The organism is Achromobacter sp. 18P8.1.1 (genome assembly GCF_057799415.1).
In genome coordinates this window covers 74,261-87,168 of the sequence record NZ_JBYOKH010000013.1, presented here as the reverse complement: position 1 = coordinate 87,168, position 12,908 = coordinate 74,261, and the positions used below count along the sequence as shown (strand labels likewise).

The following is a 12,908-nucleotide window of genomic DNA, read 5'->3' as shown; positions in this document are numbered from 1 at the left end:
CTTTCGTAGCATTTACTGACGCTCCATAGGGCATCAGTCCCCAAAAGCAGGCTTAGGCCTGCTTTTTCACGCCCATATGATTCGTATAGAAATCATTTAATAGCGTATTATTTTTAGTGAAGCCATGCACCTAGAAATAAATTCGGGAGAAAAAATCCATGACCTTGCTCCAATCCAGACGCTTGTTGTTGGCCTTGAGCCTGGGCGTATTGGCCGCGTGTTCCGACTCGGGGGCCGATAAGGCCGCAACGGGGGGCGGCGCGCCAGCAGGCGCGACGAACACGTTGGAAGCGGCCAAGGCCGCAGGCAAGATCCGCATCGGCTACGCCAACGAGGCGCCGTTCGCCTACATGGACAGCAAAGAGGCCAAGGTCACCGGTGAATCCGTCGAGATTGCTCGCGTTGTGCTCCAGCGCATGGGCATCAACGAAGTCGAGGGCGTGCTGACCGAGTTCGGCTCCCTGATTCCGGGCTTGGCCGCCAAGCGTTTCGACATCATTGCCGCCGGCATGTACGTCACGCCCGAGCGCTGCCAGCAGGTGGCGTTCTCGGACCCGACGTACGGGGTGGGCGAGGCCTTCCTGGTCAAGCAGGGCAACCCCAAGAACCTGCACAGCTATGAAGATGTGGTGAAAAATCCCGACGCCAAGCTGGGCGTCGTGGTGGGCGCCATCGAGGGCGACTATGCCCAGAAAGTGAAGATTCCCGCTGGGCAGGTCGTGGTGTTCCCGGACGCCGTCAGCGCCTTGTCCGGCGTGCAGGCCGGCCGGGCCGACGCCTACGCCGCCACCGCGCTGACCATCAACGATCTGATGGGCAAGACGCAGGACGGCAGCGGGCTGGAGAAGGCCGACCCGTTCACGGACCCCGTGATCGACGGCAAGGGCGTGCGCGGCTATGGCGCCTACGCGTTCCGCACCGATGACAAGGCCTTCGCCGATGCCTTCAATGCGGAACTGGCCAAGTACATCGGCACCGATGAACACAAGAAGCTGGTGGCGCCCTTCGGCTTCACCAGCGAGGAACTGCCCCAGGGCGTGACCGCCGCCAAGCTCTGCGCCGGACAATAAGGGGCGCCGATGCAACTGATTTCAGAGCACATCGCGGAGCTGGTGCCGCCCCTGCTTGAGGGGCTGGTCGTCACGCTGGAAATCATGGCCGGCGCCGTCGTGCTGGCCGTGCCCCTGGCCCTGGCCTCCGGCATCGGGCGCATGTCGCCGTTGCGGCCGGTGCGCTGGCTGGCGTCGGTCTATGTCGAAGTCTTCCGGGGCACGTCGGCGCTGGTGCAGCTGTTCTGGTTCTATTTCGTGCTGCCGCTGTTCGGTGTCCAGTTGCCGGCCATGCTGGTGGGGATTGTCGTGCTGGCATTGAACGCCGGCGCCTACGGGGCCGAAGTGGTGCGCGGCGCCATCCGCGCCGTGCCGCCCGGTCAGCGCGAGGCCGGCGTGGCGCTGAACCTGACCCGTGCCCAGATCCTGCGCCGCATTGTGGTGCCGCAGGCGATTCCCGCCATGCTGCCGCCCGCCGGCAACCTGCTGATCGAACTGATGAAGAACACGGCGCTGGTGTCGCTGATCACCATCACCGACCTGACCTTCCGCGGCCAGCTGCTGCGCAGCGAAACGCTGCGCACGACGGAGATCTTCGCCTTGATGCTGTTGATGTATTTCGGGGTGGCCTTGCTGATCACCGCGGGCGTGCGCCTGCTTGAGCGGAGGGTCCGCGTCCGATGACACCGATATTCGACTGGTCTTTCGCGCTGGAGATCCTGCCCACGCTGGGCTCCGCCCTCATCATCACCATCCAGGCGACGGTATTGGGCATGCTGGTGGCGGTCACGCTGGGCCTGGTGCTGGCGATGTTGCGGCGGTCTCGGCTGCGCATCGTGTCGCTGCCCACGGCGTTCGTGATCGAGTTCGTGCGCAGCACGCCACTGCTGGTGCAGATGTATTTCCTGTTCTATGTGCTGCCGTTGACGGGGGCGCAGATGTCGCCGCTGACGACTGGCATCGTGGCGCTGGGCCTGCACTATGCCGCGTATTGCGCCGAGGTCTACCGCGCCGGCATCGAAGCGGTGCCCCGCGGGCAATGGGAAGCGGCCACCGCCTTGAACATGTCGCGCTGGCGCACCGCCATTGGCGTCGTGCTGCCCCAGGCGATCCCGCCCGTGGTGCCGGCGCTGGGCAACTACCTGGTGGCGATGTTCAAGGACACGCCGCTGCTGTCGGCCATCACCGTGGTGGAACTGCTGCAGCAAAGCAAGATGATCGGGTCTGCGACGTTCCGGTACACCGAACCCCTGACGCTGGTGGGCCTGCTGTTCCTGGCCCTGAGTTTGGTGGCGGCGTGGGGTGTGCGCGGCCTGGAGGCCCGCCTGCAACGATATGGAGGAAAGCGATGAGCGCCAGCTTGAACATCAGGAATCTGCATAAGCGTTACGGAGAGCTGGAGGTGCTGCGCGGCATCAATCTGGAGATTCCGGCAGGCCAGACGGTGGCGGTGATCGGCCCGTCCGGGTCGGGCAAGTCCACCTTGCTGCGCGTGCTGATGACGCTGGACCAGCCCACCAGCGGCGATATCGAGATCGACGGCCAATCCATGTGGAAGGACGAGCAGGGCCGCCCCGTGGGCACCAATTCCGAACACCTGCGCCGCGTGCGCGGCAAGATCGGCATGGTGTTCCAGCACTTCAACCTGTTCCCGCACATGACGGCGCTGGGCAACGCGATGGAGGCGCCGGTGCATGTGTTGGGCATGCCGAAAGACCAGGCACGCGAGCGCGCCGTGGAATACCTCGATATGGTGGGCCTGGGCGACAAGCTGGATGTCTATCCGGCGCAATTGTCCGGCGGCCAGAAGCAGCGGGTGGGCATCGCCCGCGCGCTGGCCATGTGCCCCGAGATCATGCTGTTCGACGAAGTCACCTCCGCGCTGGATCCGGAGCTTGTCGGCGGCATCCTGCAGATCCTGCGGGACCTGTCCGCCCGGCGCAGCATGACGATGATCATCGTCACCCACCAGATGAAGTTCGCCGAACGCAGCTCGGACCGCACGCTGTTCTTCGACGAAGGCAATATCGTCGAGGACGCCGAGTCCCCGGTGCTGTTCAGCCAGCCGAAAGAAGCGCGCACGCGCCAGTTCCTGGACAGCGTGATCGAAGGCCAATAGCGGATGCGCGGGGGCGGCATTTAACCCTGACGGGGGCGTTGGGATTGGGATCGGGGCCAACGGCGGGCGCTATGCTGTGGCGTCCAACGGCCCGGAGGCCCCAGCATGAGTCATCTGTTCAGTCCCACGGCGATCGGCAACGTCCCGCTTGCCAACCGCATCGTCATCGCCCCCATGTGCGAATACTCGGCCGAAGAGGGCTGTGCCACCGACTGGCACATGATCCATCTGGGCCATCTGGCCTTGTCGGGCGCGGCGTTGCTGTTCACGGAGGCCACCGCGGTCGAGGCCGATGGCCGTATCTCGCCGGGGGACCTGGGCCTGTGGTCGGACGAGACCGAGGCCGCCCTGGGCCGCGTGGTGGCCGCGGTGCGCCGCTATTCCCCCATCAAGCTCGGCATCCAGCTGGGCCACGCCGGCCGCAAGGCGTCCAGTGACGCCCCCTGGAACGGTGGCCAGCTTGTCCCGCCCGCCAATGGCGGCTGGCAGGGCTGGGCGCCGTCGGCCATTGCGCACAATGCGTCTGAACCTCCGCCCCATGCGTTGGACGAGGCCGGCCTGACGCGCGTGCGCGACGCGTTCGTGGATAGCGCCCGCCGCGCCATCCGCCTGGGCTTTGACGCCATCGAACTGCATGCCGCCCACGGCTACCTGTTGCACCAGTTCCTGTCGCCCCTGTCGAACCAGCGCCAGGACGCTTACGGCGGCTCGCTGGAAAACCGCATGCGTTTCCCGCTGGAAGTCTTCCAGGCGCTGCGCGAGGTCACCCCATCTTCCGTGGCGCTGGGCGTGCGCGTATCGGCCACCGATTGGGTGGAAGGCGGCTGGGACCTGGAACAGACCTTGGTGTTTGCGCAGGCGCTGAAAGCGCGCGGCTGTGAATTCATCGACGTGTCCAGCGGCGGCGTGTCGTCGCAGCAGAAGATCCCCGTGGGGCCGAACTACCAGGTGCCGTTCGCAGAAGCGATCAAGCGCCAGGTCGGCATGCCCACCATCACGGTCGGGCTGATCACCGAAGCGCAGCAGGCCGAAGACATCCTGGCGCAAGGGCAGGCCGACATGGTCGCGCTGGCGCGCGGCATGCTCTACGACCCGCGCTGGCCGTGGCATGCGGCGGCGCAACTGGGCGGTCAGGTGACGGCGCCGCGCCAGTACTGGCGTTCGCAGCCCCGCGAGCTGAAGGAACTGTTCGGCGAGACGCGCTTCGGCCAGCGCTGACCCATCTTGATTGCCGCGCGTTCACACGCGCATGAAAAACGCCGCATTGATGCGGCGTTTTTCATTCAGGGCAGGGCGCGGTTTACAGGCGCGAATAGGCCTGTTCCAGCTCGCGGTTCAGCGCATCGGCAAAATCCGCGCTGGCCGGGTCCAGTTGCGACAGCAGGCGCGCCAGCACGACGTTGTCTTCTTCGCCGTTCCAGATCTTGATGTACGTGCCTTCCTTGTAGCCGTGCTGTTGGCGGAAGATGTTCAGCACGTTCTTCGACACGTATTGCGTGTAGGCGTCGTTCCAGCTCATTTCGCACGCCGTCATGGTCTGTTCCAGCACCTTGTAGCTGGCGCGGCCGCAGACGGCCAGGCCGCCGATGAGTTCCAGCAGTTCCGGCACGGGCAGGCCGTTTAGCGCGTAGGTCTTGCCGTCCAGCACGAGCGAGGGCGCGGTGGCCAGATCGGCCACGAGGGCATCGGCCGCGCCATCCAGCTGGCCGCGGGCCTCGACGATGGTGTGGGACAGGTAGAAGTGCAGGATGTCGACCAGTTCCATCTGCACCTGGGGCAGGTCGATGGTCTGCTTCTTCCACCACTTCCAGCCGTAGTGCTCCAGGGCTTCGGCGGACTCGACGAAGGCGGCGCGCAGGAAGCGGGCTCCGCCGTTGACCCAGTCGGGATTGATCATGCTGTTCAAGTGGTCCTGCAACTTCAGCATCGTGGCCGCCTGGGCCTGGTTCAATCCGACAACGTTATTCACTTTCACTCCGGGGTTTCATGGGGGTATTCAATCGCGGCGGAAATGTTAGCACTTAGCCACCGTGCCGTCGGGCCGCTGGCGTCAGCCGCCGTCCTTCCGGTACGACGACGTTTTCAGCGGCGGCAGCTTCCCCGGCAGCGTCTTGCGCGGATTGCGCGCGGCGCCGGCCGCCTTGATCAGCATGAATGCGAAGAACCCCAGGAAGACGGCGGGCACGAATTCGTCCAGCTCGAACTGCGGGCTGCGGAACGCACGGAATGCGATGTTGACGGCGGCCCAGCCCGCCAGGACGCCCCCGATCGTCAGGATGGCGCCGATCTTGCGCTGCCGGGCGCGCCGGGCCAGCGAGACCGTGCCTTCGTCGCTTTGCGCCGGCGCGGTGGCGCCCGGCGAGGCGGCGTCGCGCCGGGCCTGCATGGGGGGCGAAGCCGGTTTGCCCCAGGGCGCGGTGGACAGCGAGTCGGAGGCAGGCGGCGGCACGGGCACGGCGGCCGGCGGGGCGGATTTACGGCTGGCTTCGCGCTTGTCGGGAACCCGGCCGGGCGTGGTGCCGCCCGCATTCGTCAGATTCTCGATATAGCGCGCGAAATCGCCGTTTTTCGGCTCCAGATCTATCGCCATGACTCCCTCTTTCGGTTCAATTGCCGCGCCGGACCCGCGCCGGTTGACGGCGCTTGCGGACCATGGCGAGCAGAAGTCCGCATCCTAGCAGCACGGAGAGCCCTGCGCCGATCATCATGGCAATCTGTTGCGCGTTTTCCGCGGTGCCCAGGCTGCGCGCGGTGATATACCCCGGCGCCAGCATCAGCGGCATCCACAGGAAGGCCGACAGCACATTGGCCAGTTGGAAGCGGCTTTGCGCCATGCCCATCACGCCGGCGACGGTGGGGATGGTGGAGCGGATCGGTCCCAGAAACCGGCCGATCAGCACCGATGCGAAGCCGTAGCGGTAGAAGAACAGACGGGCGCGCGCCACACCAGTGCGTTGCTGCTTGAGCGGCCAGCGGCGCAAGACGCCGGGGCCGGCCCAACGCCCCAGCCAATAGGACAGCGCGTCGCCCACGATGGCGCCCGCAATGCCCCAGGCGATGATGCCCCAGGGGGCCAGCGTGCCGGCGCCGATCAGGCCGCCCGTCAGCAGCATCAGCGCGGTGGCAGGAATGAACAGGCCTAGCAGCACCATGGATTCACCCAGGGTCAGCAGGAACGTGATCGGGCCGGCCCACACCTGGTTGGCCTCGATGAAAAGGCCGATTTTGTCTATGTATTGGTCCATGAGGGCGAAGTCTGAAAATTAGCTGAAAGCAATCGGGTATCTTAACGCCTGCTTTGGTGGCCAAATGTTATCTAGGCTATCTGAATGATGCGACGCATTGAGGAACTATGGATTCAGTGACACAAGCCGTGCTGGGCGCGGGCATACAGGGCGTCATGCTGGGGCGCTTTCAGGGGCGCCGGGCGCTGATCTACGGCGCCGCGCTGGCCACGGTGCCGGACCTGGACGTGCTGATGCGCTATCCGGACCCGGTTTCGCTCATGACCTATCACCGGGGCTTTTCCCATTCGATGTTCGTGCTGACCGGCCTGGCGCTCTTGCTGACCTGGCTGATACGCAAATACTGGCCGCAGGCGCCGTATGGGGGGCGAAGGCTGTTCCTGACCTTATGGCTGGTGCTGGTGACGCATCCGGTGCTGGACGCGTTCACGGTCTACGGCACGCAGCTTTTCTGGCCATTGGCGACCATTCCCGAAAGCTGGTCGGCCATCTTCATCATCGATCCGGTCTATACGGTGCCGCTGCTGGCGGGCGTGGTATTCGCCATCGCGGTGGGCATGACGGACCGCGCGCGACGGCTGTTGGCGGCCGCCTTGATCTTCAGCACGGCCTACCTGGGCTTTGGCCTGGCCAGCCGCATGGTGGCCGAAGAGCGCGTGCGCGACGCGATGCGGCAGCAGGGCATCGCCGTCACGGAACTGCGCGCCGTGTCGATGCCGTTCAATACCCTGTTGTGGCGCGTGATCGCCAAGACGGCGGACGGCGACTACTACGAATCAGTCAGCAGCCTGTTTGACCGCGGCCAGCCGGAATGGCTGCGCCAGCCCTTGAACCTGGATCTGGGCCAAACGCTGGCCGACGTGCCCTTGCTCCAGCGGCTGCGGTGGTTCACGGATGACTGGCTGCGTTACGACGCGATCGGCGACGCGCTGGTGGTGACCGACCTGCGCATGGGCATGGCGGGGCACTATACCTTCCGCTTCAAGATGGCCGAGCGCACGGCGGACGGCAGCTGGAAGCCGGTCACGCCGTCCAGTTGGCCCAGCGAGCGGGGCGGGTGGGCCGAATTGAAATTGGTGTTGGCTCGCATTCTGCACGCGCAGCCGCCCTTGCCGTTGGCCGATTGGTCGGTGCTGTCGACGAAGTAGGCGCGTGGCGTGTGCGGGTCAGGTGCAGGCGGCGATTGCCATGTCGCCAACCATCTCGGCAATGTCCGCGACGTCCTGTTCAGACAATGCCGATACGCCAAGCCGACGCAGCAGCGCCTCGCGCGCGACCGCAAACGCAAGCGCCTGGCCCAGGATCGCGTGGGCACGAAGCACCTGATCCCGGCGGCCGCGGTCCTCGTTCCGGATGTCGGCCACCAGATCCGCGACGTTCGTATGCAGCGGCAGGAACAGCCGCGTGTAGAGCGCATCGAATTTTTCTGTTGGCCGGAGTTGTTCGCGCGCCAGCAGCAGGCTGCCGGCTGTCGATGCCTCGGAGTCCAGCAGGGTGCGGGCAAAGTCCCGCATGAGCGACTTGAGCGCGACGCGAGCCGCGTCGGCCGAGGCAGCCGCGGGTTGCCGCAGATCCAGGCGGTCGACGATGCCCGCGGCCACCTGTTCCAGCACGGCGGCGTACACGCCTTCCTTGCCGCCGAAGTGGTAAGGGATGGCAGATTGGTTCACGCCCGCTTCGTCCACCAGTTGCCGTGTCCGTACGCCGTCGAGCCCCTGGCGGCTGAATAGGGCAAGCCCGGCCCGGATAAGCCGGTCCCGGGTGTCGCGGGTGCGCGCGTTGAGCGTGTCCAGATCTTGCATCAATGTCGTCATTTCCAGGCGTTCGCGCCTTGCTAGATATCGGCGTGCATCAGCCGCGTGGAGTTGTCGTTCAGTTCGACCCCTGCCGTGGCGCCGACAAGCACAGTGCCGCCGATATTAGCCATGTGCCGCCCGAAGGCGCAATTCGGTTCGAAGGCAAAGCACATGCCCTCTTGCAGCGGAACGTCGCGCCCGACGGTGGGCAGTCGCTTCAGCGCAGGATAGCGGGCGGCTTCGGGTAGCGATTCGATGCCCGGTGCGGTGCCGAATCCTACAGGACCGTAAGGATTGATGCTGTGGATCAGCGGATGGACGTGCCAGCCGCCTGCCGCCAGCAACGGGGCTTCCATGGCGTCCACCACATCGCCAAACGTGCGGCCAACGCGCAATGTCTGCACGCCTGCCTCGTAGCTTGCGCGGGCGATGTCGGCCGCGCGCAGGATATCGGGATGCACCTCGCCGAGCGCCACGGCAGCCTGGTGTTGCGTTTCCATCATGCCGTACAGGGCGAAGATCTCGGACAGGATCAAATCCCCTTCGCGCAGCACCCTGGGCGCCTGGGCGCGGTATTGCCATGCCGCAGGTCCCCAACCGACATACTCCGGGCCCGACCCGAGCAGTATTTCGGCCGTATAGCCGCCCATCGAAAAGCAGGTTGCCGTCACCGCCGCCACTAATTCGGCCTCGGAGACGCCCGGCTTGGCGGTGGCCCTAAGGGTTTCGCTCATGGCTTCGCCGATATGTGCGGCGTAACGGAGCAAGCCAAGTTCTTCTTCGCTTTTTACGGACGCGCGCTGGAAGAAGGCCCGGAACACCCGAACGAATGCCGCGTCGGGCATCGCTGCCTCCAATGCCTGAAGCGTCCTGGCCGGCATGGCGCCGTCGAAATAAAAGGGCGGATAGGGTTCCAGCCCGATGATGCCGATCCGGGTGCCGTTCATCCCGCGGCTTGCCAGCCAGGCGCCGACGTCGCGGCCCGTCTTGCCAACGAACAACTGTTCGGGCGCGATCCATTGCAGGTCGCCGCGCAGGGCCGCTTGCAGGTGGTCAGCCACCATCAACGACGCAAAGGTGTAGACCCGCGGCGTCTCGTCGCCGATGAAAACCACCATCGATCCGGGGCGGTCGTTGGTGAAGTAGCAGTCCTGGGCAAAACCGGCAGGCGCGCAGGCCTCCCGGTCGCCATACACGATCAGGGCTTCCAGGCGCTCGGCATGCATCACCTCGCGGGCAAGTTGCCAGCGGCGGTCGCGTTCAGCGAGGGTGAGGGGGGAAGGAAAGGTAGGCAAGGCGAAGTCCTGATGGGAGGGTTGAGACAGGCCCGCAATTTAATTCATTCAAATGAATTAATCAATTGAGAGGGGAGCCTCCATATTGACTGTCTGTCGCGCGTTGATTTATTCTGGTTCCCTAATAAGGAACTGAAGTTCCGATTTATGGAACAAGTATGAGTATTCTCGATGGAGTCCAACGCGTCCTCGGGTTGTATGCGGAAGGCGCGGCGGAACTGAGTTTCACTGACGTCGCCGCGCGCCTGGCCATGCCCAAGAGCACGGCCTCCCGCCTGCTGAACCAGATGCAGCACTACGGCATGCTGGACCAAGACGCAGCCACGCGTCGCTATCGTCCCGGCGCGTTGCTGGCCCAGGCCGTGCGCGCCGGCATGGCTGCCACGCCGCTGGATGAAGCTTGCCGCGCCGTGCTGGCGCGCTTGTCGGACGACAGCGGCCTGACGGCCTATCTTTCCACGCTTAATCAGCGTGAAACCGTGGTGCTGCAACGATTGAACGGTTCGCATCCCGTGCAGGTGCTGTCGCCGCCCGGCTCGCGCCGCAACGCCTCGGGCACGGCCATGGGGCGCGCGCTGCTGTCGCGCCTGAACGATTCCGAATTCCAGGCTTTGTATGGCACGGATGCCGCCCAGCCCCTGCCGATGGAAGGGCGCGACTGCCCCGCCACAGTCGGCGATCTGGCCCGCCTGGTCGCGCAGACCCGTGCAGACCATTGCGGCGTGGCCATTGATCAGGCCATGCCCGGCATCGGTGCCGTGGCGGCCGCCGTGCGCGACCCGGCAACGGGCGAATTGCGCGGGCTGTGCCTGTCGTTCGTGTCGTTCCAGGCCGATGCGGCGCGTGTGGCGCGCCTGCGTGAATCCGTGCTGCAGCAAGTGGCCGCGCTAGGCCGCGAATTGAATGACCCTTACTGGTTGAGCTGAACTTCTCCCTTTCCCGATGCGTCCTCGCGGGCGCCATCCAGAACACCCCTTGACGGAATCTTCCCCCATGAACCTCTTGCTCCTCAGCAATTCCAGCAGTGACGCCGGCTACCTGGTCCACGCGATGCCGGACATCCGCGAATTGATCGAATCCCTGCCGCAAGGCGCGCCGGCCGTGTTCGTGCCGTTCGCCGGCGTCACGCGCGACTGGGATGACTACACCGCGCTGGTCGTGTCGGCACTGGCCGACACCGGCCTGGCCATCCAGGGCCTGCACCGCGCCGAAGACCCGGTGGCCGCGCTGGAAAGCGCCGCGGTCATCATCGTCGGGGGCGGCAACACCTTCAATCTGTTGGGCCAGCTGCGCCGCCAGGGCCTGCTGGACGTGGTCGCGCGCCGCGTGCGTGCCGGTGCGGCCTACCTGGGGTGGAGCGCCGGTTCCAATCTGACGTGCCCCAGCATCTGCACCACCAACGACATGCCCATCACTGATCCGGAAGGTTTCGACGCGCTGGGGCTGCTGTCGTTCCAGATCAACCCGCACTACACCAACGCCCACCCGCCGGGGCACCGCGGCGAAACGCGCGCCCAGCGCCTGGCCGAGTTCTGCACGCTGAATCCGACGATGCCCGTGCTGGGACTGCCCGAAGGCGCGGCGCTGCGCGTGCGCGGCGACAAGGTCTCGCTGATCGGCCCGCATGACGCCCCGCTGTTCCAGGGCCACGCCGAGCCGCGCGTGTTCCGTCCGGGTCCGCTGGAGATCCCGGCATGAAGCAGGTGATCGATACCATCGAGCTGCTGTCGTCCGCGCACATCACGGGCGAAGCCGTGGCGCAGGTGCTGCGCGATGCCGGCCAGTGCGAGGTGGAAGTGACCCGCCTTGAACGCGACGGCGCGGCCACGGATTTTCTGTCCATCGTGATCCCCGGCGCGGATGACACCGCGCCGCAGCTGGGCATTGTCGGCCGCTTGGGCGGCATCGGCGCCCGCCCGGCAGTCACGGGCCTGGTGTCGGACAGCGACGGCGCGGTGGTTGCCATTGCCGCGGCGCTCAAGCTGATGGCGATGGCACGCCAGGGTGACGTCATGCCGGGCACCGTGCGCATCCGCACGCACATCTGCCCGCGCGCCGGCACGCGTCCGCACCATCCCGTGCCGATGATGCGTTCGCCGTTCCCGATGCGCGAAATGATGTCGCACGAAGTCGATCCGCGCATGGACGCCATCTTGTCGGTCGACACGACGCGCGGCAATCGCCTGGTCAACAAGCGCGGCGTGGCGTTGACGCCCGTCGCCAAGCAGGGCTACCTGTTGCGCATTCCGGAAACGATGCTGGACGTGATGGGCTGGGTCAGCGGCGAACTGCCCGTGACCCTGCCGCTGACCACGCAGGACATCACGCCGTACGAGAACGGCCTGTGGCATGTGAATTCGCTGATGCAGCCAGCGATCGTGACGGACGCGCCGGTCGTGGGCGTGGCGCTGACCGCGCAGACCACCGTGCCCGGTTGCGCGACTGGCGTCACGAATGCGGTGGATGCCGACGTGGCGATGCGTTTCTGCATCGAGATCGCCAAGCTGTACGGCCAGCGCACGATGACGTTCTTCGACGACGCGGAATGGGCGGCCTTGCAAGGCCGTTACGGCTCGATGGCCCATCTGCAGACCGTCGGCCGTGTCGACGGCGGCGCGGCATGAGCGCGCCCCATTCGCGCCGAGTGGCGTTCTTCACCATCGGCGAATCGCCGCGCAGCGATGTCGTGCCCGAGATGGCGCGGTTGCTGGGCGACGCCGTGCAGATCAATGAATTCGGCGCGCTCGATGGGCTGGACGCCGCGGCGCTGGCCGCAATGGCCCCGCGGGACGGCGAATACCGTTTCGCCACGCGCTTGCGCGATGGCGCCCAGATCCAGCTGGATGCCGCCGCCGCCGAAGCCCGGCTGGCAGCGGTCATGCAGCAGGCGGACGGCGCCGGCTACGACGTGCTGGTGCCGCTGTGCACCGGCACCGCCATCGCGCCAATGCGCACGCTGGTCGTCGAGCCGCAGCAGGTCGTCGACCATCTGGTCGCGGGCTTGTCGCAGCACTGCCGCAAGGTGGGGCTGGTGGTGCCGCTGGCCGAACAGGTCGACTTCTTTCACATGGCCGTGCCGCTGTCCTGCGAAACGCAGGTCGTGCACGCCTCGCCCTATGAAGCCGATGCCGGCCAGGCCGCCCGCAATTTCGCGCAAGCGGGCCAGGCGCTGGCGTCATGCGACCTGATCGTCATGCATTGCATGGGCTACGCGGAGCGCATGCGCCAGGCCGTCGCGCAGGCGTCCGGCCGCCCGGTGCTGCTGTCGAACCGCCTGGTCGCGCAGGCGCTGTCTCAACTATTGGAATAACGCCGCCAACGCTGGCCGATGCACGGTTGCGGATCCGTTGTCTGCCGCCGTGCCGGATGAGCGGCGAGGGGAGACGAAGCTGTCTTCGTCAATT

15 protein-coding genes are annotated in these 12,908 nt (G+C 65.9%); 10 read left to right on the top strand and 5 right to left on the bottom strand.

Features of this window, described 5'->3' with window-relative positions:
- The first annotated feature begins 158 nt into the window (after positions 1-158).
- From ehuB to AC27VE_RS11110, 5 genes are all read left to right on the top strand, one after another.
- Positions 159-1,070: an ectoine/hydroxyectoine ABC transporter substrate-binding protein EhuB gene (ehuB, locus tag AC27VE_RS11130; RefSeq protein ID WP_006227910.1), complete on the top strand. Its 912-nt coding sequence runs from the start codon at positions 159-161 to the stop codon at positions 1,068-1,070.
- A gap of 9 nt (positions 1,071-1,079) precedes the next feature.
- Positions 1,080-1,733 carry an ectoine/hydroxyectoine ABC transporter permease subunit EhuC gene (ehuC, locus tag AC27VE_RS11125; protein WP_088590025.1) on the top strand — a complete coding sequence of 218 codons (654 nt, stop codon included), beginning with the start codon at positions 1,080-1,082 and terminating at the stop codon, positions 1,731-1,733.
- Positions 1,730-2,401, top strand: coding sequence for an ectoine/hydroxyectoine ABC transporter permease subunit EhuD (ehuD, locus tag AC27VE_RS11120; RefSeq protein WP_088590026.1), 672 nt, complete (start codon positions 1,730-1,732; stop codon positions 2,399-2,401). Before ehuC ends, ehuD begins: the two co-directional genes overlap by 4 nt.
- Positions 2,398-3,168, top strand: coding sequence for an ectoine/hydroxyectoine ABC transporter ATP-binding protein EhuA (gene ehuA, locus AC27VE_RS11115; RefSeq protein WP_006227913.1), 771 nt, complete (start codon positions 2,398-2,400; stop codon positions 3,166-3,168). The genes ehuD and ehuA overlap by 4 nt, the downstream gene beginning before the upstream one ends.
- A gap of 105 nt (positions 3,169-3,273) precedes the next feature.
- Positions 3,274-4,386: an NADH:flavin oxidoreductase/NADH oxidase gene (locus AC27VE_RS11110; protein WP_488703860.1), complete on the top strand. Its 1,113-nt coding sequence runs from the start codon at positions 3,274-3,276 to the stop codon at positions 4,384-4,386.
- Between the two features lie 82 nt (positions 4,387-4,468).
- Here AC27VE_RS11110 and AC27VE_RS11105 read toward each other — a convergent pair whose 3' ends face one another.
- From AC27VE_RS11105 to AC27VE_RS11095, 3 genes are all read right to left on the bottom strand, one after another.
- A complete protein-coding gene (locus AC27VE_RS11105) occupies positions 4,469-5,119 on the bottom strand; it encodes a dUTP diphosphatase (protein ID WP_488703875.1) in 651 nt (216 codons plus the stop codon).
- 99 nt (positions 5,120-5,218) lie between these two features.
- Positions 5,219-5,758: a hypothetical protein gene (locus tag AC27VE_RS11100; RefSeq protein ID WP_488703859.1), complete on the bottom strand. Its 540-nt coding sequence runs from the start codon at positions 5,756-5,758 to the stop codon at positions 5,219-5,221.
- Positions 5,759-5,774: 16 nt separating this feature from the next.
- Complete coding sequence (locus AC27VE_RS11095) at positions 5,775-6,413, bottom strand: DedA family protein (RefSeq protein WP_488703858.1); 639 nt, start codon at positions 6,411-6,413, stop codon at positions 5,775-5,777.
- A gap of 107 nt (positions 6,414-6,520) precedes the next feature.
- On the opposite strand from AC27VE_RS11095, the gene AC27VE_RS11090 reads away from it, so the two are divergent.
- Complete coding sequence (locus tag AC27VE_RS11090; protein WP_488703857.1) at positions 6,521-7,561, top strand: metal-dependent hydrolase; 1,041 nt, start codon at positions 6,521-6,523, stop codon at positions 7,559-7,561.
- Positions 7,562-7,579: 18 nt separating this feature from the next.
- On the opposite strand, the gene AC27VE_RS11085 is transcribed toward AC27VE_RS11090, so the two are convergent.
- Together AC27VE_RS11085 and AC27VE_RS11080 are read right to left on the bottom strand one after the other, a co-directional pair.
- Entirely contained in the window at positions 7,580-8,215 is a 636-nt protein-coding gene (locus tag AC27VE_RS11085; RefSeq protein ID WP_488703856.1) for a CerR family C-terminal domain-containing protein, read from the bottom strand.
- Positions 8,216-8,247: 32 nt separating this feature from the next.
- Complete coding sequence (locus AC27VE_RS11080) at positions 8,248-9,504, bottom strand: M24 family metallopeptidase (RefSeq protein ID WP_488703855.1); 1,257 nt, start codon at positions 9,502-9,504, stop codon at positions 8,248-8,250.
- 158 nt (positions 9,505-9,662) lie between these two features.
- On the opposite strand from AC27VE_RS11080, the gene AC27VE_RS11075 reads away from it, so the two are divergent.
- From AC27VE_RS11075 to AC27VE_RS11060, 4 genes are all read left to right on the top strand, one after another.
- On the top strand, positions 9,663-10,430 hold the full coding sequence (locus AC27VE_RS11075; RefSeq protein ID WP_488703854.1) for an IclR family transcriptional regulator: 768 nt from the start codon (positions 9,663-9,665) through the stop codon (positions 10,428-10,430).
- Positions 10,431-10,497: 67 nt separating this feature from the next.
- Positions 10,498-11,202: a dipeptidase PepE gene (pepE, locus tag AC27VE_RS11070; RefSeq protein WP_088590034.1), complete on the top strand. Its 705-nt coding sequence runs from the start codon at positions 10,498-10,500 to the stop codon at positions 11,200-11,202.
- Positions 11,199-12,128, top strand: a complete 930-nt coding sequence (locus AC27VE_RS11065) for a DUF1177 domain-containing protein (RefSeq protein WP_488703853.1) — start codon at positions 11,199-11,201, stop codon at positions 12,126-12,128. Before pepE ends, AC27VE_RS11065 begins: the two co-directional genes overlap by 4 nt.
- A complete protein-coding gene (locus AC27VE_RS11060; RefSeq protein ID WP_427958790.1) occupies positions 12,125-12,814 on the top strand; it encodes an AroM family protein in 690 nt (229 codons plus the stop codon). Before AC27VE_RS11065 ends, AC27VE_RS11060 begins: the two co-directional genes overlap by 4 nt.
- Positions 12,815-12,908 lie beyond the last annotated feature (94 nt).

Bases quoted from the DNA above. Each gene is read 5' to 3' on its own strand.
- ehuB (WP_006227910.1), top strand. From the start codon at position 159: ATGACCTTGCTCCAATCCAGACGCTTGTTGTTGGCCTTGAGCCTGGGC.
- ehuC (WP_088590025.1), top strand. From the start codon at position 1,080: ATGCAACTGATTTCAGAGCACATCGCGGAGCTGGTGCCGCCCCTGCTT.
- ehuD (WP_088590026.1), top strand. From the start codon at position 1,730: ATGACACCGATATTCGACTGGTCTTTCGCGCTGGAGATCCTGCCCACG.
- ehuA (WP_006227913.1), top strand. From the start codon at position 2,398: ATGAGCGCCAGCTTGAACATCAGGAATCTGCATAAGCGTTACGGAGAG.
- AC27VE_RS11110 (WP_488703860.1), top strand. From the start codon at position 3,274: ATGAGTCATCTGTTCAGTCCCACGGCGATCGGCAACGTCCCGCTTGCC.
- AC27VE_RS11100 (WP_488703859.1), bottom strand. From the start codon at position 5,758: ATGGCGATAGATCTGGAGCCGAAAAACGGCGATTTCGCGCGCTATATC.
- AC27VE_RS11095 (WP_488703858.1), bottom strand. From the start codon at position 6,413: ATGGACCAATACATAGACAAAATCGGCCTTTTCATCGAGGCCAACCAG.
- AC27VE_RS11090 (WP_488703857.1), top strand. From the start codon at position 6,521: ATGGATTCAGTGACACAAGCCGTGCTGGGCGCGGGCATACAGGGCGTC.
- AC27VE_RS11085 (WP_488703856.1), bottom strand. From the start codon at position 8,215: ATGCAAGATCTGGACACGCTCAACGCGCGCACCCGCGACACCCGGGAC.
- AC27VE_RS11075 (WP_488703854.1), top strand. From the start codon at position 9,663: ATGAGTATTCTCGATGGAGTCCAACGCGTCCTCGGGTTGTATGCGGAA.
- pepE (WP_088590034.1), top strand. From the start codon at position 10,498: ATGAACCTCTTGCTCCTCAGCAATTCCAGCAGTGACGCCGGCTACCTG.
- AC27VE_RS11065 (WP_488703853.1), top strand. From the start codon at position 11,199: ATGAAGCAGGTGATCGATACCATCGAGCTGCTGTCGTCCGCGCACATC.
- AC27VE_RS11060 (WP_427958790.1), top strand. From the start codon at position 12,125: ATGAGCGCGCCCCATTCGCGCCGAGTGGCGTTCTTCACCATCGGCGAA.